General features: G+C 59.1%; 25 protein-coding genes. 11 read left to right on the top strand and 14 right to left on the bottom strand.

Going from position 1 to position 25,253, the window contains the following annotated elements; translation table 11 throughout:
• Nucleotides 1-83: 83 nt before the first annotated feature.
• The 6 genes from ACP15U_RS02525 to ACP15U_RS02500 all read right to left on the bottom strand — a co-directional run bounded on the left by ACP15U_RS02525 (nt 84) and on the right by ACP15U_RS02500 (nt 5,254).
• Nucleotides 84-278, bottom strand: a complete 195-nt coding sequence (locus ACP15U_RS02525; protein ID WP_425043547.1) for a DUF2065 domain-containing protein — start codon at nt 276-278, stop codon at nt 84-86.
• A complete protein-coding gene (hflC, locus tag ACP15U_RS02520; protein WP_425043546.1) occupies nt 278-1,153 on the bottom strand; it encodes a protease modulator HflC in 876 nt (291 codons plus the stop codon). Before hflC ends, ACP15U_RS02525 begins: the two co-directional genes overlap by 1 nt.
• Entirely contained in the window at nt 1,153-2,304 is a 1,152-nt protein-coding gene (hflK, locus tag ACP15U_RS02515; protein WP_425043545.1) for an FtsH protease activity modulator HflK, read from the bottom strand. The genes hflC and hflK overlap by 1 nt, the downstream gene beginning before the upstream one ends.
• Before the next feature lie 100 nt (nt 2,305-2,404).
• On the bottom strand, nt 2,405-3,763 hold the full coding sequence (gene gor, locus ACP15U_RS02510) for a glutathione-disulfide reductase (RefSeq protein WP_425043544.1): 1,359 nt from the start codon (nt 3,761-3,763) through the stop codon (nt 2,405-2,407).
• 168 nt (nt 3,764-3,931) lie between these two features.
• A complete protein-coding gene (gene rpiA, locus ACP15U_RS02505; protein WP_425043543.1) occupies nt 3,932-4,720 on the bottom strand; it encodes a ribose-5-phosphate isomerase RpiA in 789 nt (262 codons plus the stop codon).
• Between the two features lie 153 nt (nt 4,721-4,873).
• Nucleotides 4,874-5,254 (bottom strand): MarR family winged helix-turn-helix transcriptional regulator, encoded by a 381-nt coding sequence (locus tag ACP15U_RS02500; protein ID WP_425043542.1) that lies wholly within the window; start codon nt 5,252-5,254, stop codon nt 4,874-4,876.
• Nucleotides 5,255-5,373: 119 nt separating this feature from the next.
• On the opposite strand from ACP15U_RS02500, the gene ACP15U_RS02495 reads away from it, so the two are divergent.
• The 4 genes from ACP15U_RS02495 to ACP15U_RS02480 all read left to right on the top strand — a co-directional run bounded on the left by ACP15U_RS02495 (nt 5,374) and on the right by ACP15U_RS02480 (nt 8,995).
• Nucleotides 5,374-5,814 carry a hypothetical protein gene (locus ACP15U_RS02495; protein WP_425043541.1) on the top strand — a complete coding sequence of 147 codons (441 nt, stop codon included), beginning with the start codon at nt 5,374-5,376 and terminating at the stop codon, nt 5,812-5,814.
• Between the two features lie 108 nt (nt 5,815-5,922).
• Entirely contained in the window at nt 5,923-6,624 is a 702-nt protein-coding gene (locus tag ACP15U_RS02490) for a glutathione S-transferase family protein (RefSeq protein WP_425043730.1), read from the top strand.
• 1 nt (nt 6,625) lies between these two features.
• On the top strand, nt 6,626-7,999 hold the full coding sequence (locus ACP15U_RS02485; protein WP_425043540.1) for an L-serine ammonia-lyase: 1,374 nt from the start codon (nt 6,626-6,628) through the stop codon (nt 7,997-7,999).
• A gap of 45 nt (nt 8,000-8,044) precedes the next feature.
• Entirely contained in the window at nt 8,045-8,995 is a 951-nt protein-coding gene (locus ACP15U_RS02480) for a DMT family transporter (RefSeq protein WP_425043539.1), read from the top strand.
• Here the strand turns inward: ACP15U_RS02480 and ACP15U_RS02475 are convergent.
• Nucleotides 8,916-9,632, bottom strand: a complete 717-nt coding sequence (locus ACP15U_RS02475) for a thiamine diphosphokinase (RefSeq protein WP_425043538.1) — start codon at nt 9,630-9,632, stop codon at nt 8,916-8,918. The genes ACP15U_RS02480 and ACP15U_RS02475 overlap by 80 nt on opposite strands.
• A gap of 139 nt (nt 9,633-9,771) precedes the next feature.
• On the opposite strand from ACP15U_RS02475, the gene ACP15U_RS02470 reads away from it, so the two are divergent.
• Nucleotides 9,772-11,997, top strand: a complete 2,226-nt coding sequence (locus ACP15U_RS02470) for a chemotaxis protein CheA (RefSeq protein ID WP_425043537.1) — start codon at nt 9,772-9,774, stop codon at nt 11,995-11,997.
• Nucleotides 11,998-12,092: 95 nt separating this feature from the next.
• On the opposite strand, the gene ACP15U_RS02465 is transcribed toward ACP15U_RS02470, so the two are convergent.
• From ACP15U_RS02465 to ACP15U_RS02455, 3 genes are all read right to left on the bottom strand, one after another.
• Nucleotides 12,093-12,323, bottom strand: a complete 231-nt coding sequence (locus ACP15U_RS02465) for a DUF2842 domain-containing protein (protein ID WP_425043536.1) — start codon at nt 12,321-12,323, stop codon at nt 12,093-12,095.
• On the bottom strand, nt 12,323-13,618 hold the full coding sequence (locus ACP15U_RS02460; RefSeq protein ID WP_425043535.1) for an adenylosuccinate synthase: 1,296 nt from the start codon (nt 13,616-13,618) through the stop codon (nt 12,323-12,325). Before ACP15U_RS02460 ends, ACP15U_RS02465 begins: the two co-directional genes overlap by 1 nt.
• Before the next feature lie 107 nt (nt 13,619-13,725).
• Nucleotides 13,726-14,430 carry a TIGR04283 family arsenosugar biosynthesis glycosyltransferase gene (locus ACP15U_RS02455; protein WP_425043534.1) on the bottom strand — a complete coding sequence of 235 codons (705 nt, stop codon included), beginning with the start codon at nt 14,428-14,430 and terminating at the stop codon, nt 13,726-13,728.
• Nucleotides 14,431-14,507: 77 nt separating this feature from the next.
• Here ACP15U_RS02455 and ACP15U_RS02450 point away from each other — a divergent pair, with 77 nt between their 5' ends.
• From ACP15U_RS02450 to ACP15U_RS02440, 3 genes are all read left to right on the top strand, one after another.
• Nucleotides 14,508-15,254 carry a YgfZ/GcvT domain-containing protein gene (locus ACP15U_RS02450; RefSeq protein WP_425043533.1) on the top strand — a complete coding sequence of 249 codons (747 nt, stop codon included), beginning with the start codon at nt 14,508-14,510 and terminating at the stop codon, nt 15,252-15,254.
• A 71-nt stretch (nt 15,255-15,325) separates the two neighbouring features.
• Nucleotides 15,326-16,165: an efflux RND transporter periplasmic adaptor subunit gene (locus tag ACP15U_RS02445; RefSeq protein WP_425043532.1), complete on the top strand. Its 840-nt coding sequence runs from the start codon at nt 15,326-15,328 to the stop codon at nt 16,163-16,165.
• A gap of 100 nt (nt 16,166-16,265) precedes the next feature.
• Nucleotides 16,266-17,225: an ABC transporter transmembrane domain-containing protein gene (locus ACP15U_RS02440; protein WP_425043531.1), complete on the top strand. Its 960-nt coding sequence runs from the start codon at nt 16,266-16,268 to the stop codon at nt 17,223-17,225.
• Nucleotides 17,226-17,352: 127 nt separating this feature from the next.
• Here ACP15U_RS02440 and efp read toward each other — a convergent pair whose 3' ends face one another.
• Nucleotides 17,353-17,916, bottom strand: coding sequence for an elongation factor P (gene efp, locus ACP15U_RS02435; RefSeq protein WP_425043530.1), 564 nt, complete (start codon nt 17,914-17,916; stop codon nt 17,353-17,355).
• Between the two features lie 219 nt (nt 17,917-18,135).
• Here efp and ACP15U_RS02430 point away from each other — a divergent pair, with 219 nt between their 5' ends.
• Together ACP15U_RS02430 and ACP15U_RS02425 are read left to right on the top strand one after the other, a co-directional pair.
• Nucleotides 18,136-18,456, top strand: a complete 321-nt coding sequence (locus tag ACP15U_RS02430; protein ID WP_425043529.1) for a DUF6280 family protein — start codon at nt 18,136-18,138, stop codon at nt 18,454-18,456.
• Nucleotides 18,457-18,747: 291 nt separating this feature from the next.
• Nucleotides 18,748-20,190: a cobyric acid synthase gene (locus ACP15U_RS02425; RefSeq protein WP_425043528.1), complete on the top strand. Its 1,443-nt coding sequence runs from the start codon at nt 18,748-18,750 to the stop codon at nt 20,188-20,190.
• A gap of 64 nt (nt 20,191-20,254) precedes the next feature.
• Here ACP15U_RS02425 and ACP15U_RS02420 read toward each other — a convergent pair whose 3' ends face one another.
• The 3 genes from ACP15U_RS02420 to ACP15U_RS02410 all read right to left on the bottom strand — a co-directional run bounded on the left by ACP15U_RS02420 (nt 20,255) and on the right by ACP15U_RS02410 (nt 23,816).
• Entirely contained in the window at nt 20,255-21,568 is a 1,314-nt protein-coding gene (locus ACP15U_RS02420) for a hypothetical protein (RefSeq protein WP_425043527.1), read from the bottom strand.
• 73 nt (nt 21,569-21,641) lie between these two features.
• A complete protein-coding gene (locus ACP15U_RS02415; protein WP_425043526.1) occupies nt 21,642-23,066 on the bottom strand; it encodes a TolC family outer membrane protein in 1,425 nt (474 codons plus the stop codon).
• Between the two features lie 96 nt (nt 23,067-23,162).
• Nucleotides 23,163-23,816 carry a protein-L-isoaspartate O-methyltransferase family protein gene (locus tag ACP15U_RS02410; RefSeq protein WP_425043525.1) on the bottom strand — a complete coding sequence of 218 codons (654 nt, stop codon included), beginning with the start codon at nt 23,814-23,816 and terminating at the stop codon, nt 23,163-23,165.
• Between the two features lie 251 nt (nt 23,817-24,067).
• Between ACP15U_RS02410 and ACP15U_RS02405 the strand changes: the two genes are divergently transcribed.
• Nucleotides 24,068-25,189: a S53 family peptidase gene (locus tag ACP15U_RS02405; RefSeq protein ID WP_425043524.1), complete on the top strand. Its 1,122-nt coding sequence runs from the start codon at nt 24,068-24,070 to the stop codon at nt 25,187-25,189.
• Nucleotides 25,190-25,253 lie beyond the last annotated feature (64 nt).

Raw genomic sequence — 25,253 nt, 5'->3', positions numbered from 1 at the left:
TCCAATGTAGTCGCTTTGGGCCGGGCCGCAACTCGAGATCGCGGCCAATTGAGCGGTGTTTCAATTAGCGCGGTCGGTTCAGTTCAAACTCCCAGATGAAAGGCGAGCCAAAGCAGGATAAGTCCGCTCACCACGCAGAGCGCTCCGATCTGCCGACGGGCAGTCTCAGGCAGGCTGCGCAGCACCTCCAGCATCCTTTCGATAAGCGAAGGGGCCAGCACATAGGCCAGCCCCTCGACGATCAGCACCAGCCCGAGGGCCAGAAGCACGAATGCCATTACTCGGCCACCCCGTTCGGCGACTTCAGATAATTGAAGAACTCCGAATCCGGGCTGAGGACCAGCGAGCTGTTTCCGCCCTTAAGCGCGCGCTCATAGGCCGTCAAAGAGCGATAGAATTCAAAGAACTCCGGGTCGCGGCCAAAGGCCTCGGCAAAGACGGCGTTCCGCTCAGCATCTGCTTCACCGCGAATGATCTCGGATTCGCGACGCGCTTCGGAAACCAGTTCAACCACGGTCCGATCGGCCTGCGCCCGAACCCGCTGCGCGGCTTCGTTACCGCGGGCGCGCTCGTCAGTGGCTTCGCGTTCCCGCTCGGCACGCATCCGGTCAAAGGTTGCTTCGAGGTTCTGGTTCGGCAGGTCGGTTGCCTTGAGCCGCACGTCGATCACCTCGAGCCCCAGGGCACGGGCCTGGGCAATGGCCGCATTGCGGATCCGCAGCATCAGCGCGGCACGGTCGGAACTCAGAATATCCTTGGAACTGACAGAACCCAGAACCTCACGTGTTTCCGCACGCAAAATGCGATCCAGACGATCCTCAGCGGTGGCAACGCCGCCAACACCAACAGCTTGCCGGAACTGCTCTACATTGCTGATCCGATAGCGGGCGAAAGCGTCGACCACGAGACGGCGATCGTCCAGCGGCGTGACTTCGAGAGGTTGCACGTCAAGCGACAGGATCCGGTCGTCATAGCGAACCACTTCCTGAATGAGCGGAATCTTGAACGCCAGTCCGGGGTCTTCCTTGACCGCGACGACGCGACCAAACTGCAGCACCAGCGCCTTTTCACGTTCATCGACGATGAAAAGCGCGGACAGACCAGCTACAATGGCGATCACCAGAACCGGAAGGAGATAGGTTGCCTTGCGCATCAGTTCTCTCCCTCTTCGGTGTTTCGACGCAGTTCATTGAGCGGCAGGTATGGAACGACCCCCTGCCCTTCACCACCAGTGTTCGGGTCGAGGATCACTTTGTCGACGTCACCCAAAACCTGCTCCATCCGTTCCAGATACAGACGTTTGCGCGTCACTTCCGGAGCCTTCGAGTATTCCTCGAGAACAGCGGTAAAGCGGCTTGCCTCACCCTGAGCCTCGTTCACCACCTGGGCACGATAGGCCTCGGCTTCTTCGTAGATCTGTGCAGCTTCACCACGCGCTTCGGCCAGTACCCGGTTGGCGTAGGCATCCGCCACGTTTTGTAGACGGTCACGTTCCTGCGCGGCGGCCTGAACATCCCGGAAGGCGTCGATGACCGATGCCGGCGGGTCTGCCTTGTCGAAGTTCACGCGGATAATGTTCACACCGGAATCATAGCTGTCCAGCGTCGCCTGAATCAGCTCCTGCAAGCGTTCCGCAATGATGCCACGATCTCGGTTCAGGATCGGTGCCAGTTCCGACTGCGCGATGATCTCGCGCACCGCCGATTCCGACACCGCGCGGATGGTCTGGCGCGGGTCAGCGAGGTTGAACAGGTACTTGGCCGGATCGTTGATGTTCCAGACCACCTGATAATCGATATCGACGACATTTTCGTCGCCGGTCAGCATCAGACCATCATTGGCACCACGAGCCCCACCCATGTCTTCGGTCTGTTCACGGGTCACCGGGATAACTTCGGCAGTGACCAGCGGCCACGGCGCAAAGTTCAGACCGGGATTGCCGACGTTGGAAAACTCTCCCAGGAACAATTCGACCGACTGTTCTTCGGGCTTTACCGTGTAGAAACTGGCCACGCCCCAGAGAATGACAGCGGCGACAATGCCAAGCCCGACCGTTCCGCGCGAGAAACCGGGGCCGCCCCGGCCACCAGAGCCACCCGAACCGCCACGCCCCTGATCGCCACGTCCGCCCATCAGCACGCGCAGTTGTTCCTGACCTTTCTTGACCAGGTCATCGATCTCGGGGATCTGCGGGCCATCGCCTTCGGGAGGACGCTGCCCTCCACCGCCGTTGTTGTCCCGGTTTCCTCCGCCGCCACCGGAAGAGCCTCCGCCCCCCCAGGGGCCACCGCTGTTGCCCGCCATATGTATTCAATCCCTTGTTTTGCGCCGCGTCATGCGACCGTCGTGGTTTTGCACCGCTGCATGCGGCCTCAGTTGTAACCTGTGTGCGCCCGTCTGCAAATCAAGCCGAGCGAACAGGTTGCCGCATGGTGACCAATTCTTCCGACATTGTCGGATGAACCGCCACCGTGCGATCGAAATCTTCCTTTGTCGCGCCCATTTTTACCGCGATTCCGGCCAGCTGTATCATCTCGCCCGCCCCGGGCGCCACGATATGGCATCCAAGAACCTTGTGGGTGGCCTTGCTGACGATCAGTTTCATCAGCACCCGCTGCGACCGCCCGGCAAAGCTCTGCTGCATCGGCTTGAACGAAGTGGCATAGATCTCGATCGATTCCTGTTCAGCAGCTTCCTCCTCGGACAGGCCAACAGTCCCCATTTCGGGCTGTGTGAAAATGGCCGTCGGAATCAGCTCGTGGTCCACCGGGGTTGGCTTGCCGCGGAATACAGTGTCGACAAAGGCCATGCCTTCGCGGATTGCAACCGGGGTCAGGTTGACCCGGTCGGTCACATCCCCGATCGCATAAATGGACGGCACACCGGTCTGGGAGTATTCATCAACAAGAATCTCGCCCTTGCGACCGCGTTCGATGCCCAACGCCTCCAGCCCAAGCTCATCTGCGTTGGGCGCACGCCCGGTTGCATACATCACCTGATCCACCAGCATTTCCGAGCCATTGGTGGCTTTGACGCGTATCTTGTCGCCTTCGCGCTTCATCTCAATGATGTTGGTTCCAAGATGCACGTCGATACCGTTCTGGCACATTTCTTCACAGACCAGCCCGCGCGCTTCGTCGTCAAAGCCTCGCAGGATCTGCGCGCCGCGATAGAACTGCGTGACCTGCACGCCCAGCCCGTTGAGGATCCCGGCGAATTCACAGGCAATGTAGCCGCCTCCAACGATCAGGATGCTGTCGGGTAGTGTTTCGAGATGGAAAATGTCATTGGACGTGATCGCCAGGTCCGATCCCGGGAAATCCGGGACGACCGGGCGGCCACCGGTCGCGATCAGAATATGTCGGGCAGTCATTCGGGTACCGTCCGCCAACTCGACCGTATGCGGATCGACGATCCGGGCCCGCTGATCGAAACTCTCGACACCATTGTTTTTCAAAATGTTGCGATAGACGCCTTCCAGTCGGTCCAACTCGGCGTGAAGCTTTACCTTGAAAGATCCCCAATCGAAGGACCCCGGCTGGATGTCCCAACCAAAGCTCTGCGCATCTTCGACCATCGGCGCAAATTCGGAAGCAAAAACCATCAGCTTTTTCGGCACACAGCCGCGGATCACGCAGGTGCCGCCATAGCGGTCTTCTTCGGCAAGAGCCACCTTGGCCCCTGTCTCGCCTGCCGCAACGCGCGCCGCGCGCACGCCACCCGAACCGCCGCCTATGACAAAGAGATCGTAATCAAAGCTCATCAGTTATGCCTCATCTGAAGTCTCGTGCAAGCCACGGGTGAACCTGCCGGATATGGTTTTTGGCCGGCGCCGTTATCAAATTCGATCGACGCCATGAAGCCCTCACATAGGAACTGGCCGGGGGATTTGAAAGCACTTGGCGCAGGCTTCACGACTTCGGGAAGGAACTCAGTCGGCAAGGTCGGTGAACAGGTTGTCGCTTTCCACGAAATCCAACCGGTCGTGCTGAACAGTGCCGTCGTTGATATCCCGGATCTCGACCTTGCCATCGCCAAATCCGATGACCACCGTATCGCAAATGTCGATGAAAAGCCCGTTCTCGACCACGCCGGGCATCTGGTTCAATACCATCGCCAGTTGCCGGGCATTGCCGATACGTCCCAGATGCAGATCGAGGATATGGTTGCCTTCGTCGGTCACAAAGGGAGCATCGCCATTCATCCTAAGGGTTGCCTGCCGACCAAGAACGTCCATCGAGATCAGCGTTTCCTCGATCAGCGCCTGCGTGGTCTGCCAGCCAAAAGGGATCACCTCGACCGGCAGTGGGAATGTGCCAAGGGTTTCGACCTCTTTGCCGATATCGGCAATCACAACCATCTGATCGCTGGCCGTCGCCACGATTTTTTCCTGCAGCAAGGCTCCGCCACCACCCTTTATCAGGTTCAGCTCACCATCGAATTCATCAGCCCCGTCAATGGTGATGTCGAGCCATTTTGCCTCGTCGAGGCTGATCACTTCGATGCCCACTTCGCGCGCCAGTTCTGCAGTGCGCGTCGAGGTTGGCACACCACGGATCTTGAGCCCTTCGTCGCGTACCATTTCGCCGAGGCACCGCACCAGCCAAGCGGCGGTTGACCCCGTGCCAAGCCCAACGCGCATCCCGTCCTCGACCATGTCGGCGGCACGCTTGGCGGCCACGAATTTGGCCTTGTCGATGGGTGACAGTTCTCCGGTCATGGCAGCGACTCCTGAGTGTGATCCCGATAGGTTCAGATTGCAGTTGCCGGTCCTTATAGGCAATGCGGCCCCTGACTGCGAGGGGCTTTGTTAACCCTGACAGGTCCTATTCATTCGAGGTCCCTTCCACACCGTTCGGTTAACGCGCGCTGGCTATGACATATTCCCGATCACACGGATCATCATGTTGAGAAAAAGAGCGCGCTCTTCCGCGTCGAATCCTTTGAGGGCAACATCGTTCTGGGCCCCGGCCGCCCGTGTCGCTGGTTCCTTGAGGCCCCGCGCCTGGTCCGTGAGCCAAACGGTTCTTGACCGTTTATCGGTTTTGCTCGGGCGCCTCACAATCAGCTCATCCCGCTCCATTCGAGCCAGCGTGTTTGCCATCGTGGCCTGCTCGACACTCAAGCGCTCCACCAGTTCTTTTTGGGTCAGACCGTCCTCGGACCACAGCTCAAGCAGAACCATGAATTGGGCGGGTGCAATTCCAAGCGGCGCAATGCGCGTAGCCAAGCCCGCGGCAAAGAGCCGGGCCATGTGGTTTGCCAGAAACCCGGCCGATCTGCCTTTTTCAAATCCCATAGTTCAAAACAACACTTGAATAGCACGCTATACAATGCTTATTTACATAGCATGCTATTAAAGGAATTGATACGATGTCTGCCAAACTGCATGCCGCTGCCGGGACCGTTGCCCTTCTCACGATTGTAACGTTCTGGACATCCACCGTGATCGTCGAGACAACCGGCACCCACGAACAAGTCGCGAGTGCGAAGATGGCGATACTCTACGGAATGATTCTGTTGATCCCGGCCATGGCGACCGCCGGTGCCTCCGGAGCCAAACTTGGAAAGCGGATGAAGCTGCCAGTGGTTGCTGAAAAATCACGGCGGATGAAGCTCATTGCAGGTAACGGCCTGCTAGTCCTGTTACCAAGCGCAGTGTTTCTTGCGCTGCGCGCGCAGGCCGGAATGTTCGATAGCCTCTTTTACACAGTCCAAGCTTTGGAACTCTTGGCCGGGGCCACAAACATCACACTGCTGAGCTTGAACCTACGGGACGGGCTGACCCTATCGCGGCGACGCGCGTGCGGCTGACAATCAAGACATGCCGTGATCCGGGTGAACGTCCGGGTTGCGCGTTTTTTGGAATTATTGGTCGCCTTTGGACAGGTTGAACGCGGCATCGCTGCCTATGGTCTGGCAATGACTGCTGATTACGTTCTTCATTTTGCCCCTGACAACGCCTCGCTGGTGATCCGCTTGGCGATGGAGGAAATGCAGCTGAGTTACGATACGGCGTTAGTGGATCGAAGTATCCGGGAACAGGACAGCGCCAGCTATCGGGAGCTCAATCCGAACGGACTTATTCCGGTTTTAGAGACCCCGCACGGACCACTCTTTGAAACCGCAGCCATCCTGCTGTGGCTGGCCGATACCCACGATCAACTGGCGCCAGCGCCGACAGATCCCGACCGGGCGACATTCCTGAAGTGGCTGTTTTTTGCGTCAAACACACTGCATGCAGACCTGCGCATCCTGTTTTATGCGGAAACATATATTGCTGCTGATCAGGCCGAAACGCTACGCGCGGGTATCCGACCGCGGCTGAGGCGGCATCTTTCCCTGCTCGATGAGCAAGCCCGAGGCAGACCGGACTGGTTGTCCCCGGATCACCCATCGGTACTGAATTACTATGTTGCGTGCATGATGCGGTGGATGGCGATCTACCCGAAAGGCGGCGATCGCGACTGGTTCAACATCGCTGACACGCCTCATCTGCAGCGCATCCTTCAGGCGCTGGAACATCGCCCGGCTACCCGCGCCTGCATAGTGGCCGAAGGGCTCGGGGCGACGCCGTTTACATCACCCACTTATGCCAACCCTCCGACAGGATCGGCGACCTGACATGTTTCTATCTGTTTTCGATATGTTCAAAGTTGGGGTCGGCCCTTCGTCCTCTCACACGATGGGTCCGATGGTGGCAGCAGCACGCTTTCTCGACCTCATGCGCGCCTCTCCGTTCGAGTTTGCGGGTCTTCGCGTGTCTCTTCACGGATCGCTCGCCTTTACCGGCGTGGGCCATGCAACGGATCGCGCAACCATACTCGGACTGGCCGGGATCATTCCCGAAACCTATGACCAGGAAAAGTCCGAGGCCGCCCTTGCGGCCAATCGGTCAACTCGCACGCTGACACCCGACGGGCTGCCGCAGTTGCAGTTCGATCCGAAGTCGGACCTGACCTTTGACTACGACCATGCCCTTCCCGGCCATGCCAACGGGATGATTCTGATGGCGACCGATGCTCAGGGAGACGTGATCCTGCGTCAGGTCTACTACTCTATCGGAGGCGGGTTCGTTCTGACCGAAGAGGAACTGGCCGAGGGCAAGGCCGTGGACGACGGAGCTCCGGTCCCCTTTCCGTTCACGACCGCAGCCGAGATGCTTGAGATGGCCAAGGCATCAGGCAGATCAATCGCGGCCATGAAGCGGGGCAATGAAATTGCCCGCGGGTGCGAAGAGAGCTTTTCCAAGGGCAGCGCAAGGCTTTGGGAGGTCATGAACAATTGCATCGAACGCGGCCTCGCAGCCGACGGCATCCTGCCCGGCGGGCTCAGCGTGCGCCGCAGGGCAAAGGGGATACACGATGCCCTTCAGGCCGAGCGGGGTATGAACCTGTCCGCTCCGCACACGATCAACGACTGGATCAGCGTCTATGCGATGGCGGTAAACGAAGAAAATGCCGCCGGCGGACAAGTGGTCACCGCGCCAACCAACGGAGCGGCAGGCGTGCTGCCCGCAGTTCTTCGCTATTATCTCGATCACGTTCCCGGGGCGGCACCTTCTCATGTCGAGGAGTTCTTGCTGACCGCCGCCGCCATCGGCGGGCTGGTCAAGTTTAACGCCTCGATTTCGGGGGCCGAAGCGGGTTGCCAGGCCGAAGTGGGCAGCGCCTCGGCAATGGCAGCGGCGGGGCTTTGCGCCGTGATGGGTGGCACGCCGGAACAGGTGGAGAATGCCGCCGAGATCGCATTGGAACATCACCTGGGCATGACCTGCGACCCCATTCGTGGGCTGGTGCAGGTTCCCTGTATCGAACGCAACGGATTGGGCGCGATCAAGGCGGTATCCGCGGCCTCGCTGGCGTTGCGCGGCGACGGCACTCATCTTGTGCCTCTTGATGCGGTAATCGAAACCATGCGCCAGACCGGCAACGACATGCATGAGAAATACAAGGAAACCTCGCTGGGCGGACTGGCAGTCAACGTGCCCAACTGCTGATGTTGCCCATTTCCACAGACGGGGATCTACACTAGCCTGCCCGTCATGTCCGACGATCGCCCGGTTCTGGGCATTTTCCTTATGCTTGGTTTTTGCGTCGTTGCCCCGCTGGGTGACGCGGTTGCCAAGCTGTTGGGCGGATACATTCCACTGGGCGAACTGCTGTTCGCGCGGTTTGCAGTTCAGGTACTGGCGCTGGCGCCGCTTATCTTTCTGACCGGGCGTCAGAACCGGATCCCGGCGTTGCTGAAGGGCCGGCCGCTGCGCCTGACTCTTTGGCGGACAGCGCTGCACATCGTCGGTATTGGAGCCATGTTCACCGCTTTGAAATACCTGCCTCTGGCGGATGCAGTCGCAATTGCCTTTGTCATGCCCTTCATCATGCTGCTTTTGGGCCGGTTCGTTCTGAACGAAGAGGTGGGTATTCGCCGCATCACTGCCTGCGCTGTGGGATTTGCCGGGACCCTGATGGTGATCCAACCGAGCTTTGCCGAAGTTGGCTTGCCCGCGCTCTGGCCGTTGTTGGTGGCCGTCGTCTTTGCACTTTTCATGCTTGTCACCCGCCAGCTGGCCCGCGACACCGATCCCATTGCCCTGCAGGCCGTGTCAGGGGTCTTTGCAACAGCTATCCTGACCCCTGCCTTGTTGATCGGGCACAGCGCCGGATTTGAAGGGCTGTCCTTTGTCTGGCCGGACTTGCAGACGTTTTGGCTGTTGCTCGCCATCGGTTTGCTCGGCACGCTAGGCCACCTGCTGATGACTTGGGCACTGCGCTATGCACCATCAGCTACCCTCGCACCCATGCAATATCTGGAGATCCCTGTTGCGACCACGATCGGCTGGCTGATCTTTCACGATTTGCCCGACGGGCTGTCCGCGATCGGCATCTGTGTGACGATAGGCGCGGGGCTGTATGTCATTTTGCGCGAGCAGGCCACAGCTCGGCTGCGAGCCGCTCAGCAGAATCCGTCTGCGAAATCCCGAATGCCCGGATGACAGTGTTCAACTCGACACGCGGGACCAGCACCAGCAGGCCCGGCGTGTCCATTTCCAGAACAATCGGCCCCAAGGCCCGGTTCGACGTCCCGACCCGCCCGTCCGGCGCCAATTGCAGCCCGTCGATCGGCCATTCCAGCCCGTGCGACCGTCCGGTGACCGATGCAAGCGGGAACAGAGAAACGATGCTGCCCGGCTCGACGGACAACTCAAGTCGCTGCGGCGCATGGAAGATCACCTCATGCGCGCCTAACAACAAGCAGGGTCGGTCGGCATGGCGAACCAGCGCATTGAAGACGGCCAGTTGATGATCGATGCGTCCTCCGAGGAAACCGACGCCCAGCACAAGAGGGGCCTGAATGTTGCGCAGCGCCTTGTCGAAATCGGTGCTGTCCTGTTCACGAATCGGAAACAGAACATCTTGCGGCAAATTCGCTCGATCCTCTGGCTGCAGAGAATCGAAATCTCCGATAACGGCCCGGGGTTCGTGCCCTTCGGCAATCACCGCACGGGCGCCACCGTCGGCCGCAACAAGGCACGGTGCGACCGAAAGTGCCTGCGAAATGTCCTCAGGGGACAGATCTCCGCCGCCAACTAGTGTTACTGGATCGCTGGATTGAACAATCGGGGAAGTCATGCCAGCATTAATGCCGATTTTGGAAACAGGACACAATCTGGTCACAAAATGATACGATCAATTGCACGGATTCGGGCCGAAATCGTCTTGCGACGCGTGGTAGGCGTTTGTCAATAAACTTGTAGAGGACGAGCATCCTATGGTTCAGAACAACAAGGTATTGACCGTTTCATACGGCACGTTTTCCTGCACGTTGGAAGGCTTTGAAGAGTCCTTCGACACCATGAAGGCGATTGCCGAGTATTTCCGGGATCTGGCAGCAGATGACCGGTATTTCGGCGCTGAGCCGCCCCAACCCGATGCTGAAATGCTGGCGCGCATTGCCGAACGCGAAATCACGCGGCGGGTCGAAGCACGCCAGGGCGACAGCGGAATCGTTTTGCGTGCCGCCGATCCTTCTGCCGCCTTGCCGGCAGCCGCGGCTCCGGCAGTTGCTGAACCTGTCGTAGAGGCCCCACAGGACACTGCCCCGGTTGCGCAACCCGAGATCGCTCCGGCTATCGCTCCGGCCCCACCAGTCGCAGAACCTGCGCCCGCACCTGCCGCAGCGGCCGAGCCAGAGACGGCCGCCGACCTGACCGACATGGCCGAAGACGAATCTGCGGACGTGCCTGAGACTGTTGAGGTCGAAAGCCCCGCTGCGGACATTTCCGAAGCGAGCGCTGCAGAAGAAACCGTCGAACCAGTCGCCGAGACAACCGAGGCGTTTTTTGCAGCACCCGTGGATCTGTCTGCCGACGCAATGGACGACGGTGACGATGAGGTCGAAGACCTCGACGCCGAACCTGTGGCCCAAGCAGAAACTGCCGCTGCGCCCGAGAGCATTGCCGCCAAGCTTCAGCGTATTCGCGCTGTGGTCTCCAGTTCCGAGACTCAGGCCGAAGATGAAGCCTATGACGAGGAGTATGCCGAAGACGAGCATGCCGAAGATTATGTCGCTCAGACCGCTGCCGAAATCTCGGATGCGCTGGCTGAGGACGATACCCACGAACTGGCAGGTGAGATCTCCGAAGACGATGCCGGAGATTCCGAGCTTGCGGCTGTGTTCGATCGCCTTGATGCCGGTGAGCCGATTCTGGACGAACCCGAGACCGACGCGTCGGACGCCCTGACCGCGCCGGATATGGCCACGGAAACGGAAGAAAAGCTGTCCGAGGCCCTCGACAGCGAATTCGAGGAAGATCTCGAAGAAGAAGCCTTTGTAGGGCATGAGTCTATTGCCGAAAGCGATCTGAAAAACGAAGCCGACGACAGCATCTTTGGAGATCTCGACGAGGCCGCCATGGCCGAAGCAGACGAGGACGACGACGAGTTGCTGAACATCCTCGGTGACGCGCAGCAGGAACAGGCAGCCGAACTGCCCGGTCAAGTGATCAAGGTCAAACGGTCCGAATTCGGAGACGCGGTTGCTTCGGGCGAACTGGATGTTTCTGACGCCGGGGCCATCGCCGAACCCGATGCGCAGGATGCCGACAGCTCCCTTTCGGACGAAGACGAAGCTGACCTGATGCGCGAACTGGCCGAAGTTGAAGCCGATCTTCGCGCGGGTCTCGATGAGTTCGAGGATGAAGACGATCAAGTCGGTGCAGTTGCAGACGCAGCTGACATGGGCGCCGGTCACATGGCTGATGCCGACACCATGGGGTACGAACCTCTTGAGGAGGCTTACACCGACCATGCTGCGGCTTCTGAAGAGGGCGCGAGCGAGGACGATCTGTCCCGTCTGCTGGCCACTGCCGACGAAAAGCTCGAAGACCCCGAGAACTCTTCCAGCCGCGAAGCCTATTCGCATCTGCGCGCCGCTCGCGCTGCCACAGAAGCCGAGCGTTCAGCGGGCGGCACCATGGGCACCCGCTCATCCAACGAAGAGTATCGTGACGATCTGGCCAGCGTCGTAAAACCCCGCCGGCCGGTTGCCGGAACATCGGGACGTGACCGCCCAGCAGAAAGCGACAGCCGCCCGGCACCGCTGAAGCTGGTGGCAGAACAGCGTGTCGACACCGAAGAGGCCAAGCGTGGCCCGGTTCGCCCGCGTCGCATCGCAACTCCGCTTGAAGACATGGAGGTAACCGAACCCGAAGGTGGTTTTGTCGCCTATGCACGGGAGATGGGTGCCAACGAACTGCCCGATCTGCTCGAAGCGGCGGCGTCCTACATGTCGTTCGTCGAAGGTCGCGAACAGTTCTCGCGCCCGCAGCTGATGAACAAGGTGCGCCAGGTCGAGGATCAGGAATTCAACCGCGAAGACGGGTTGCGCTCATTCGGCCAACTTCTTCGCGACGGCAAGATCGAAAAGACCGGTGGCGGACGCTTTGCTGCCTCGGGAATCATCGGCTTTCGACCCGATGAGCGCGAAGCCGGCTAATACGCCTAAACGCGCAACAAAAAAGCGGGCCTGAACGGCCCGCTTTTTTGTTTTGAAATTCGAACATGTCCATTGTGTCCAACGGCGAACCGGCGTTATTCGGGGTCGTCATTTTCCTTTCCGACACCACGGAACACGAACCGGAACGGCATGATCCAGAGAAGACCAAGCACGATATAGACAAGCAGCTCGACCACCAGTGGCGGCCTGTCGATCCAGTTCACAACCGTCACCGCCGCCACGATGTACAGCGGCAATCCGATCAACAGAATGACCAGCGACCAGCGCCGCCGGGCCTTGTAGCTCAGACCGCTCTTGTCAGCCATCAGTCGGCAAACGGGTCGGTCACCAGAATGGTGTCCTCCCGCTCCGGCGAGGTGGACAAGAGCGCCACCGGACAGTTGATCAGTTCCTCAACGCGCCGCACATACTTGATCGCGTTGGCAGGCAGGTCAGCCCAACTGCGGGCGCCTTCGGTGGATTCGCTCCAACCCGGCATTTCCTCGTAGATCGGAGTGCAGCGGGCCTGCTGGTCGGCCGCGGTCGGGAGATAGTCGAGCCGCTGGCCATCCAGGTCATAACCGGTGCAGATCTTCAGCGTTTCAAACCCGTCCAGCACGTCCAGCTTGGTCAGCGAGATTCCGTTGATCCCCGACGTGGCACATGTCTGACGCACAAGGCAGGCATCGAACCAGCCACAGCGGCGCTGGCGCCCCGTGGTGGTACCAAACTCGTGCCCGCGTTCGCCGAGGCGCTGGCCGTCCGCGTCATCAAGTTCGGTCGGAAACGGCCCCTCGCCCACGCGGGTGGTGTAGGCTTTGACAATTCCCAGAACGAAATCGATCGAGTTCGGACCGATACCGACACCGGTGGCGGCCTGCCCCGCGATCACGTTGGAGGATGTCACAAAAGGATAGGTTCCGAAGTCAATATCCAGCAGTGCGCCCTGAGCCCCTTCGAACAGGATCCGTTTGCCAGACTTGCGTTTCTCGTTCAGCACTTTCCAGACCGGAGCTGCAAATGGCAGGATCTTTGGTGCGATCTCGACCAGCTGCGCCAACAAGGAATCGCGGTCGATTGGCTCGATCCCAAGCCCCTTGCGCAGGGGGTCGTGGTGCTGCAGCGCACGGTCCACTCGGGCTTCCAGCGTTGCCCGGTCGGCCAGATCGGCCACGCGAATGGCCCGGCGGCCCACCTTGTCCTCATAGCACGGGCCGATACCGCGACCGGTGGTTCCGATCTTGGTACCCTTGCTGGCGGCTTCTTCGCGGGCCCGGTCCAATTCTCCGTGAATTGGCAGAATCAAAGGCGTGTTTTCTGCGATCATCAGTGTTTCTGGGGAAATCTCCACGCCCTGTTCGCGCACAGTTTCGATCTCGTTGATCAGATGCCACGGATCCAGAACCACGCCATTGCCAATAACCGAAAGCTTGCCTCCCCGCACCACACCCGAAGGGAGCGCGTGCAGTTTGTAGACCTTTCCGTCGATAACCAGTGTATGTCCTGCATTGTGACCGCCCTGAAACCGCGCGATCACATCGGCGCGTTCGCTCAGCCAGTCGACGATTTTGCCTTTGCCTTCGTCGCCCCACTGGGCGCCGACAACCACCACATTGGCCATATCCGGTCCTCTACTGCGATTTCAAACCCGAGCCCGTATAGCGGTGCCAGCCGGTCAGGGAAACTGCAATTTCGACGCAAGGAGCCGGAAACCGGATACGCAGGATTTCAGCGCATGTAAGCCCGGGCCAGTTTTTCCGGGCTGACCCCTGCAAAGTAGCGGATCTGGGTCCACAGGTTTCGCGCGCCCCGGCGTACCCATCCGTTGGATCGATATCTGTCAGCCCCAGAGCTGATGATCGTGGATATCAGAACCGGCGGCTTGCCTGCTCGCTTAAGCGATTGGACCAGCGCAACGTCCTCCATCAACGGGATGTCCGGATAACCGCCAGCGCTTTCATAATCGGCCCGTTGCAACAGCAGGCCCTGATCGCCAAACGGCAGCCCGAATACCCGGCTTCGGAAATTGGCCCAACCGGCCACCCAGACGGGAGCCAGACCCGCAGCCCGGAAGCTGAGATGGAACGCCGCAGGGTCAGAAGATTCATGTATATGCGTTGCAACCTGCTCGGCCCATCCGGGTGGCAGCACACTGTCGGCATGCAACACCAACAGCCAGTCACCCTTGGCCAGGGCACAGCCCCGACGCAACTGACCGCCACGCGACGCGCGACCTGAAACGACGCTGGCACCGGCAGCTTCGGCCAACCTGCACGTCGCATCCTCCGACTCGCCGTCGCTTACGATGACATCTCTGATCAACCCGGCTGGCAATCCCTCCATCAGCGACTCGAGACAACGCGGCAGGTTTCCCATCGCGTTAAGCGTCGGGATCACGATACTGATCGGGGCGCGGTCGGTCTGGGCTGGCACCGGATACTCCTCTGGTCAGGCGCGCCCGGTTTCCTATATCACAGGGCGCGACGCAATCCCCGGGGAGCGACCCAGACATGACATCCACACCGACACGCCGCATCTTTCGCCTGAGCGGACCGGACACCCACGATTTTTTGCAGGGACTGGTGACCAATGATGTCGCCGGGCTGACCGAAGGGTTGGTTTATGCCGCGCTTCTAACCCCGCAGGGCAAGTACATTGCCGATTTCTTTCTCGTGCCCGACGGGGACGCTGTGCTTCTGGATGTCGCGGAAAGCCTGGCCGCTGACCTGCACAAAAGACTGATGATGTACAAACTGCGAGCAGCGGTAGAGATCGAGGCGACCGACTTGCACCTGCAACGCGGAACCGGACCGGCCCCGGATGGCGGCATTGCCGATCCGCGGCACCCCGATCTCGGGTGGCGCAGTTACTCAGACGCGCCGGAATCCGATGACGGCACGGATTGGGATTCAATCCGGGTAGCACATTGCATTCCCGAAAGCGGTATCGAACTGACGGCAGACAGCTATATTCTGGAATCCGGGTTTGAGCGTCTGCACGGCGTCGATTTCCGCAAAGGGTGCTATGTCGGTCAGGAAGTGACCGCGCGAATGAAACACAAGACCGAACTTCGCAAAGGGCTGGCCCGGGTTTCGGTCGAAGGGGCCGCGCCGATCGGAACAACCATCATGGCAGACGGCAAGCAGGCCGGAACGCTTTTCACGCAATCTGGCGGATCCGGCATTGCTTACCTGCGGTTTGATCGGGCCGACGGAGAGATGAAGGCGGACACCGCCGAGGTGTCTCGGGCCGGCTGAGCCAGCACGACAGACAAGTGGATTTGGCTATACGCGATTGACTTTGCCTAGGCTGCTGCCAAGCTTGGAACATGTTGAAACGGGTTCTCACATTCCTTTTGCTTGCTCTCACTTCGTGGTCAATGCCTGTCTTACCCGCACGGGCTCAACTACAGGACACAGAGCGGTTCGCCGGAAGGATCCTTGCCCAGAACAAGGCCGATGTCTCAAACGCAATTGCCAGCATCGTAACCGAAATACACTTTGTCCCGGGTCAGCGGGTGCAGGAAGGTGATCTGCTCTTTTCACTTGATGCCACCGAGTTCGAATTGGCCCTTTCTACTGAACGGGCCAATGTTCTGAGCGCGGAGGCAACATTGAAATCGGCCCGCGACGATTTCGAGCGGCTCAAACAATTGCAGGAACGCGGCTCTGCCACAGGGGTGCAGGTTCTCAAGGCCGAAGTCGCGCAAGCGTTTGCGGATTCTGTGCGTGCGGAAACTCAGGCCAAACTGAAAGGCGCCCTGATCGATCTGGAACGGACCCAGATTCGGGCTCCGATATCTGGCGTGATCAGCGCTCCGCAAGTGAGTATCGGAACTTACGTCAAAAAAGGACGCGACGCATTGGCCACAATCGTTCAGCTTGATCCGGTTCGGGTGGAGTTTCAGGTGCCCTACGTCGAGCGCATCGACGAACTGGATCTTGAAAACCTGCATTTCCCGGACAGCCTGCTTGAGCGGATCCAGGTGAGCCTTGAGTTGACGGACACGTGGACCTATCCAGAGAAAACGACGCCCACCCATGTGTCGGCCACGGTCGATCCTGTTTCCGGAGCGCTGACGCTTTGGGCGGAGATGCCTAACCCCAGGGGACAGTTGCGCCCGGGGATGGAGGTAACGGTGATCAGCAGAACCCGGCCCGCCAAGTGAAGAATACCGCGGTCAGGGCAATTGCAACGGCAACCCGTTGCATTCCGCGCAGGTCCGAGCAACGATACACCGGGAACCACAAAATTCGGGCCAATATCGCGTGTTAGCACTCTATGCAGCAATCTGGCGGATTAGCGGACGCCGCCAGATCATTCTGATCCTGCTGTCTATTGGAATCGCGGCGCTGGCACCGGTGTCGCTGAATTTCCAGAAAGAGATCGTCAACCTTTTAACCGACCAGAGCATGAGCACAGATGAGCTGTTGCTCTATTGCGCGGGAATGTTCGGGGCCATCCTTCTCAGTCTCGTCTTGAAATGGATCTCGGGGTATCGCTCCGGTCTTTTGGGTGAGGATGTCATACGCCACATCAGACGCCTGCTATTTCATGGGTCTGTTGAACAGGAAGCGGAAGGCGATCGGGTGCGCAGGGGTACGCTGACCACGGCAATTTCTGCCGAGGCCGAAGAACTTGGCAAATTTGCCGGTGCCGCCTTTTCCGAGCCGGTTGTGCAGATCGGCACGCTGATCAGTGTTATCGGCTTCATTGCAGCAACTCAGCCCTTTCTCGGCCTGATCGCTGCGTCAATGATCCTGCCGCAAATATTGATCGTGCTGATCTCGCAGCGTCAGGTGAACAAATATGTTGCGGAACGGGTTCGCATCCTGCGGGCGGCCACGGACGCACTGACCGCAGAGCAGATCGCCACCGTCGGGCAGGACGTGGAACACAGATTCGATGAAATCTACGACACGCGGCGAAAGATGTTTATCTGGAAGCTGTCCAGCAAGTTCATTCTCAGCGCGATCAACGGTGCAGGCACGGTTGGTCTGCTTCTGCTCGGGGGATGGTTGGTCATCGACGGGAAAACGGATGTCGGAACAGTCGTGGCCGCAACGATCGGTCTTGGCCGGATTCAGGGGCCAACAGCGTTTCTTATCGCGTTCTATCGCCAGGTCAGCGCAAACCGGATCAAGTTTGAGCTTTTGCTGGAGATCTTCGGACCCGGGTTTCGCGGCGCAGCGGCAAGGGATCGAACCGCGCCCGGTCAGAACGTCTGACGCGCGCGATCCCGGGAATGGCACAGTTCCAACACCACCCGGGCCGCGCCAAAAACCAAGGGCCGCATCGCGTTGCAAAGCGATACGGCCCTGTCCGGAACCTCCGGAAATCGAAAAAGACGTAACGTCATGCCCGTTCGGAGTACTCCATGGACTCGGTGTTGACGATGATCATTTCATCCTGCCCAACGAAGGGCGGAACCATGACCTTGACGCCATTGTCGAGGATCGCCGGTTTGAACGAGTTCGCCGCCGTCTGACCTTTGACCACTGGCTCGGTCTCGACAATTTTGCAGGTCACTTTTTGCGGCAGTGTCGCATTCAGGGCCTCGGTCTCGTAAAACTCGACCACGATAGTCATACCGTCCTGAAGAAACGGCCGACGGTCGCCCAGAATGTCCGCGGGAAGTTCGACCTGCTCATAGGTTTCGGTGTCCATGAAAACCAGCATCCCGTCGTTTTCATACAGAAACTGCTGATCTTTCTGCTCCAGCCGAACACGCTCCACCTTGTCTGCGGACCGGAACCGTTCATTCAGTTTGGAGCCATTGCGCAGGTTGCGAAGCTCGACCTGAGCAAAGGCACCGCCCTTTCCAGGTTTCACATGATCGACCTTCACGGCTGCCCAAAGACCGTCGTTGTGTTCCAGGACATTGCCGGGGCGAATTTCGTTCCCATTGATTTTGGGCATGAGAGATTTCCTTTACACAAGCTTGATGCAGCGTTTGGCGCTCCTATATATGGCGGGACTAAACCTGACAAGACAACGATACCTAGTGCTGCACTCGCAGAAAGCTATGCGCTTGACGCAACGCTACTATGCAAATTCGGGGTATCCGAATCGCGCAGGATAGGTCATAAGGAACGTCACGCCGAAAATTGCAAGAGCAAGAACAATAAGGAAAACGAGATGAAAGATTTCGTTGACGGCACTGCCTTTAACAATGAACAGGGCAATCGTGCACGAAAACTGTTCGCGGCCGTTGTGTTGGCCGCACTCGACGACGCCATCGCCGACGACAAGAAGTATGGCAACGGCCCGGAACAGATCGCCCGCTGGGCTCGCTCTCGCGATGGCCGCGAGGTTCTGTCCTGTGCCGGAATTGACCCCAATGAACGCGTCGTTCAGGGGCTGATGGAATTCGTGGGACGCGGAGTGCGGACTTCGGTCGCCCTGTCGCGCGAAGAAAGCGAGCGTCGCAACGCCGCTCAACAGGCCGAAGCTGCCTGAGAAAACATCGGTTTCCGACTGGAAACCCGTCATTAAAAAGGCGCGCTCTGGGGGGCGCGCTTTTTTTTCGCGGTCCTTGCCACCACGTCTGACTGGTGGTGATTTGGCTTTCGTTACTTTGCTTGCCTGCCGCACAGAAAATTTGCCAAACCACCAGATCATCGCGCCTCCGCCCGTAGCGGGACCAAACGTATCGCTCAAGACCGGGCATGGCGGAAAAGGCTTTTCCTTTTTCCGCAAATCGGGTCATTTGCAAACGAACGGTGGAGGCGCAGGATGGTTCGCTGCATCATGATTCAAGGAACCGGCAGCAATGTCGGGAAGTCGATGCTTGTGGCGGGCCTGGCACGGGCATTTACCCGGCGCGGATTGCGCGTGGCTCCTTTCAAACCTCAAAATATGTCAAACAATGCCGCCGTGACCAATGATGGCGGTGAGATAGGTCGGGCGCAGGCCCTGCAGGCACGAGCAGCTCAGCAACCAGCCCATACGGACATGAACCCGATCCTGCTCAAACCGGAAACCGACACCGGTGCGCAAATCATTGTGCAGGGCAAGCGGCGCGGAACCATGCGGGCAAGCGACTATCGACGAGACAAATCGACGTTGCTAGCCGCAGCACTTGAAAGTTTTGACCGGCTTTGTGCGGGCGTTGATCTGGTCCTGATCGAAGGCGCGGGAAGCCCAGCCGAAACCAATCTCCGCCAGGGAGATATCGCCAATATGGGGTTTGCCTGCGCGGCAGGTGTGCCCGTCATTTTGGTGGGTGACATTCATCGCGGCGGTGTCATTGCCCAGATCGTTGGAACCCAAGCCGTTCTCGACGACATCGATCTAGCCCGGATCCGCGGGTTTGCCGTGAACCGGTTCAAAGGAGATGTTGCATTGTTCGATGCCGGCCGCGACGACATTGCCGACCGCACCGGATGGCCCTGTCTCGGAGTCGTTCCATGGTTCAACGAAGCATGGCGATTGCCGGCAGAGGACATGATGGACATCAGGTCCCAACCGGGCGGTGCATGCAAGGTTGTGGTTCCCCAGCTGGAAAGAATGGCCAATTTTGACGACCTTGACCCGTTGTCGGCCGAACCGGAAGTCAGTGTCGAAATCATTCCGCCTGGCCGGCCCCTGCCCGGCGATGCTGATCTGGTTCTGCTGCCGGGCAGCAAGTCAACCATCGGGGATCTCGCCTTCTTCAGGTCGCAAGGTTGGGACATCGACCTTTTGGGACATGTGCGCCGAGGTGGGCACGTGCTGGGTTTATGCGGGGGCTACCAGATGCTTGGAAACAGCATTGATGATCCCGAAGGCATCGAAGGCCGCGCCGGCAAGTTTCAAGGGCTTGGGCTACTGGATGTTGACACTGTGATGACCGGCGACAAAGAGGTTGTTCAGAGGAATGCGATCGCCCTGCCCGGCCGAGAACCGGTGACCGGATACGAAATTCACATTGGACGAACTGACGGTACTGACTGTTCCCGCCCGTGGCTTGAGGTTGATGGTCGCCCCGAGGGCGCGGCCTCTGCCAACGGCCGGATCCGGGGCAGCTATCTGCATGGCCTGTTTTCTTCGGATGCGTTTCGCTCCCGGTTCCTGAACGAGTTGGGGCACCGCTCTGACGCAACATACGAAGAGGGCGTCGAAGAAACGCTGGAGGCACTTGCGACTCATTTGGAGCAACATATGGATCTGGATTTTCTGTGGTCTCTGGCCGAGGCACCCACCCAAAGGTAAACGACTGAAACTCCAGCCTAATCCGCCGGGCATTTCCAACTGATCGCGCTGAATGTAAGGCGTTTCAGTCTAGTTCCTGAGCGGTCATCGCGCGATGGATTTCCCGCCGGACCAGCTTGCGGACATTGCGGGTGATACGTTCACCCAAGGCGCCCTGCAGTTCTTCGCGAACGATATCAGCCACCAGTTCGCGCAGGCTATCCTCATCAAGGATCGCCTCGTCGGAAACCAACGGGTCAAGGCGATCTTCTTCGTAGATGTCGCCGTCATCGGTTTCTGCGTCCGGTTGGTCATATGCAGCGACCTGTTCAGGATTGCTTTTGCCGGTGCCCGGATCTTCGAAGCCGCCGGTTTGGTCGGCCTCTTCTATCGATGCTTCGGCAAAGGTCTCAGGTTGCTCCTGCGTCACCTCGGATTGAGTTTCTTCTTCGGTGGCCGCGTCCTCGTGATGGTCTTCCCACTCGATCGTTTCCACCGGAGTTCCGGCATAGTCGTCACCGATTTCCCCGTCCGGCTCCCACTGGTCTTCGGTTTGACCAATGGCCGCCTCCAGCGCCTCGATCTTGGAGCTCAATCGATCGGAATGTGCCGCTGCGGTCAGTTGCTCGGCAACATCAGATGGCAATTCTGCTTCCGGCAGCTCTTCCTGCAGCTGACTGGATACAGGTTCGTCGTACCCGGCCCCAGGATCGGTTGCGTCATCTACAGTATCCTCGGGTGCATCCACGTCGGCCGGGACTTGCGAAATGTGCGGTTCCTGCACTTGCTCTGACGCAGGTGCATCGCTGTTCAGAGCACTTGTTTCTCGAGCTGCAACGTCCTGTTCGACTGCAGTGTCGTGTGCGGTCTCCGTTTCTCCGACACGAGGTCGCGCCCGGAAATGGCGGAATTCCGGCAGGTCAGGCTTGCTTGCCTCTTCCGAGATCGTGCTGCGCTCGGTCCAGATCAACTCGTCGGTTTCGTCCCGAACTGCACTGAACAGAGTCGCCTTTGGATCTTTCCAGGGCGCTTCGCTGGTATTCGGATTGACATGCGGGTCAAAATCCAAGGGATGAGGGTCGTCTGCAATGGCTTCATCGACACTGTCCAAGCTGTCGTCTTCGGCCTCATCTGCAGTTTCGAATTCCGACATCGAAAGATCTTCGGCATAGGCATCGACCTCTGCCTCCGCAGCTTCTTGCCCAGAAGAACTCTCGTCATGCGTGTCCAAATGTGTGTCGTCAACTTCGGCCACGCGCAATGCGGGTGTCAGAACCAATCGGCCCGGAGCCGTGTTCTGAGGCTCTGCCGCGGGTTCGGGGCGAGTTTCCTCACTGACGAGTCTGCGAATTGAAGACAGAACATCCTCAATCTGAGCGCTTTTAACGGGATCAGACATCTTTGCTACCACTCTCACCTCGAAACCGAGTTTAGACCGACTCCCACCATCCCACAACAGATAGCAAAAATTGTTACTTCTTGCCTAAGGATTCCAAGACACGGTCGAGATCTTTAGACCGCTGGCTGACATTCGCCGGCGCGCCTTTGACCAGATTGTAATAGATCGTCGGGTCATAGATCTGCACGGCAAGGCCCAGTCGTTCCGCAGTCAGAAGCCCTTGCGCCTGTACCAGCTGGTATGCAGCGGCGATTTCTTCGGCGCGGGCCTGTACGCGGGCGGTTTGCGCATCAAGCAGATCCTGTTCGGCGGTCAACACGTCCAGCGTCGTCCGGGCACCCAAGGTCGCCTCTTCGCGGATACCATCAAATGCAACCTGAGCCGCCCGTACCCGTTCGTTGGTGGCAACCAGTGTCGCCCGGGCTGCCTGCACACGCACATAAGCTGCGTTGACCAGCTGCGTGATGTCCCGCTGCGTTGTGATCAAAACACCTTTGAGCGAGTCGCGCTGCGCCATCGCACGGCGCACCTGAGCGGCGAGTCTGCCGCCCTGATAGATCGGCTGCCGGAACTGAAGCGCAACGCTGCCATTGTGGTTGTATTGCGGGGTTCCGATTGCGTCGGTCAGGCCGACATCCGCGCGGATGGTCGCCGAAGGACCAAGCGCCTTGCGGGCTTGCTGAACGCCAAGCTCGGCGGCGCGCACTTCGTGCTGAAAGCGCAGGATACGTGGGTGGTTCCGCATTGCGATATTCGTCGCTTCAGCAAGTGACGCCGGAAACTTTGGCATGCGCGGCGCGCCGGCCAGTTGACCCGGTGCCCGCCCGACCGCATTTGTATACTGAGCCCGCGCGTCACGCAGGTCACCCTCGGCAACCGACAAGTTGGCGCGCGCGTTGGCCAATCGGGATTCAGCCAGCGCCACGTCCGTCTTGGTGACTTCACCGACATCGAAACGGTCCTGAGCGGCTCTGAGTTCCTCGCCGAGAACACGAACGTTGTTCTGGCGGAGCGACACGTTTTCTTCCTGCAGCAGGACGTTGACATAGGCAACGACTGCGTCGAACAGAACCTCCTGTTCGATATCCAGTAGCGTTTGCCGTGTGGCCAGAACAAATTCCTGAGCAGACTGCTTGCCCAGAAATGCCGCGCCACCATCATACAGCAATTGCTCGAAACTTAGCCCGGTAAAGAAATTCGACGTGCGACTGTCCACGGTCAGAGTGCCGCCGGTATTCCGGATCCGTTGAAGATCCCGGCCTGCCCGTATGCTCCAGTCTATCACCGGACGCAGCGCCGAAACGGCAATGGCAACATCTTCGTCAGCGGCCCGGGTCAAGGCACGGTACTGATCCAGCAAACCACTTGTATTATAAGCACTTATCAGTGCATCTGCCAGATTTTCGGATTTCGCCCGATCAGGCACAAACGCTGCCACGGAGACAGCTCCGACAAGCATCGCGGTCTTCGCGAATCCACTCACTACGGCCCAGCGCATACCTGTATCTCCACTGCTCTCTTGGCTCTATTGTTTTGCGGCATACTGCCCGCTTTCATTGCCTCAAGCAATGCCGGGTCATTTTTTGTCCGCCAGCTATAGCGCAAATGCCATAACTTGTTCGAATCCCGGCAAGACCGGAGCGCCGGCATTGAACTCGAACCGCCACGAAACCACCCCTGCGGACTTGTACCCGATCCGCACTGTGCCCAGCGCGTCCTCGACGAACAGGCAGGCAATCCGGCCACCGTCTTTGAGCTGCGCAAGGATCTGATCCGGTACAGTGCCAACACCGCCCTGCACGATAATCACGTCATATGGGCCGTGTTCCTCGGCACCTTCCGACAGCGGCCCGGTATGCAGGATCACGTTATCGGCACCGGCTTCGGAAAGCAGATCCTGTGCTTCGGCAGCAAGTGTTTCGTCTTCCTCCACCGCAACGACCGCCTGCGCCATGCGAGCGACGACCGCCGAGGAGTAGCCGTAGGCGCAGCCGATATCCATCACCAGCTCCGAGTTGGACACATTCAACGCGTCCAGCATTTTTGCCAGAGTACGCGGCTCGAGAACAACGCGGCCTTCGCTGAGTTCGACATTTTCACCGACATAGGCTGCCTCGCGTTGGCCGTCCGGCACAAAACGTTCCCGCGGAACTGTCAGCATCGCGTCAATGATGGGGAATTTAGTCACATCCGACGGCCTGACCTGCGTGTCGACCATCATGCGGCGGCGTTCGGCGAAATCTGTCATTGCGTCACTCTTCTGCCTGTGTGTTGCGATGGCTTGTGCCACATCCCGGTGCCACCGGCAACGGGGTGCGATCATTTACATCAGGGCCTGCGCATCAAGCGCGGCCCTGCGCTTGCAGAGTTCAAACCTCTTGCGCAGGGCATTGCCTCGACACCAAGGGATCAACCTGCGCGGCGAAGATCGTGACCTTGACAGCGAGGGCAATCATGCGGCCTGCTGGTAAAGGTCGGAAACCAAGAGGGAAACGCGCAATGACTCCCAAGGAAATCCGCCCGGGTTGGAAACCCCGTGACATGGCCGATCATTACCACACGCCTCGTGATCTCGAAGGGACCGGCGAGATCGTGGCGATCATAGATCTTGGCGAGATCGTGGACCCGGACGAGCTGAGAAAGGATTTCGAAAAGCTCGGCGTGCCCATGCCGGAACTGGTGATCGTGGACGATCACAGCCCTGCTCAGCCGGGTCTCAGCCCGGCAGCAATCGAAACCCATATCGATCTCGAGATAATCGGCACACTCTGCCCGGCGGCAACGCTGAGACTTTATCGATGCGCGCTCAATTACAGCGCGATGGCGAACGCGATTTCGCAGGCGGTCAAAGATGAGGTCCACGTGATTTCGATTTCCTGGGGCGCGGCAGAAAAGGATGTCTCCTCCGGCACGATCCGCAAGGTCGAGGACGCGCTGGCCGCCGCTACCGGTGCCGGCATCACCGTTTGCGCGGCAGCCGGAGACTTTGGGGCGGTCGGACTGATCGACGGCAAGACAATGCGCCCCGAAAACACACCAAACAGCAGGGCAAACTGCATGTTCCCCGCCTCCAGCCCAAACGTGTTGGCATGTGGCGGAACGGAGTTGGTTGAAGCAAGTGGCAAGCGGCAGGAAATTGTCTGGAACAACACCGCCACTGGCGGCCTAGCCACAGGCGGTGGGGTCAGCGAACAATTCGATCTGCCAGACTGGCAGGCCCAATTGAAAGTCACCTCAGCCAATCAAGCAGGAGGCACCGGGCGGATCCTGCCGGATGTCTCAGCTCTTGCAGCAATGCAGGATTGGGATTTCGAGATCCCGGGAGCGCCAAAGAAATACTTCGGTGGCACCAGCGCGGTCGCACCGTTTTACGCGGCCCTGATCACGATGGCCAACCAGATGCGCGTTCGCAAGGGCAAGAAACGCTTGGGTTTTCTCAATTCACGTTTGTATGATGTAGCAAGGAACAAGGGTGACGTGTTCGAGTCTATTCGTATTGGTAACAACAAGGTTGCGCCCGACGGCCCCGGCTACGAAGCGGAACACGGGTTTGATGCATGCACCGGATGGGGAGTGCCGCGTGCCGACAAACTGATTTCCGCCTTGGTCGGGTTGTCCTGAAACTCAGGGTTTGGGCGACGCAGGAAGAACTTAAAACAGGGATGCGAGCTGACCACACCGGCGG

Origin of the sequence: Primorskyibacter sp. S87 (genome assembly GCF_049801055.1) — a bacterium.
GTDB lineage: Bacteria > Pseudomonadota > Alphaproteobacteria > Rhodobacterales > Rhodobacteraceae > JBNAGF01.
Note: the sequence above shows the minus strand (reverse complement) of the source record. Positions and strands in the feature narration are given on the sequence as shown.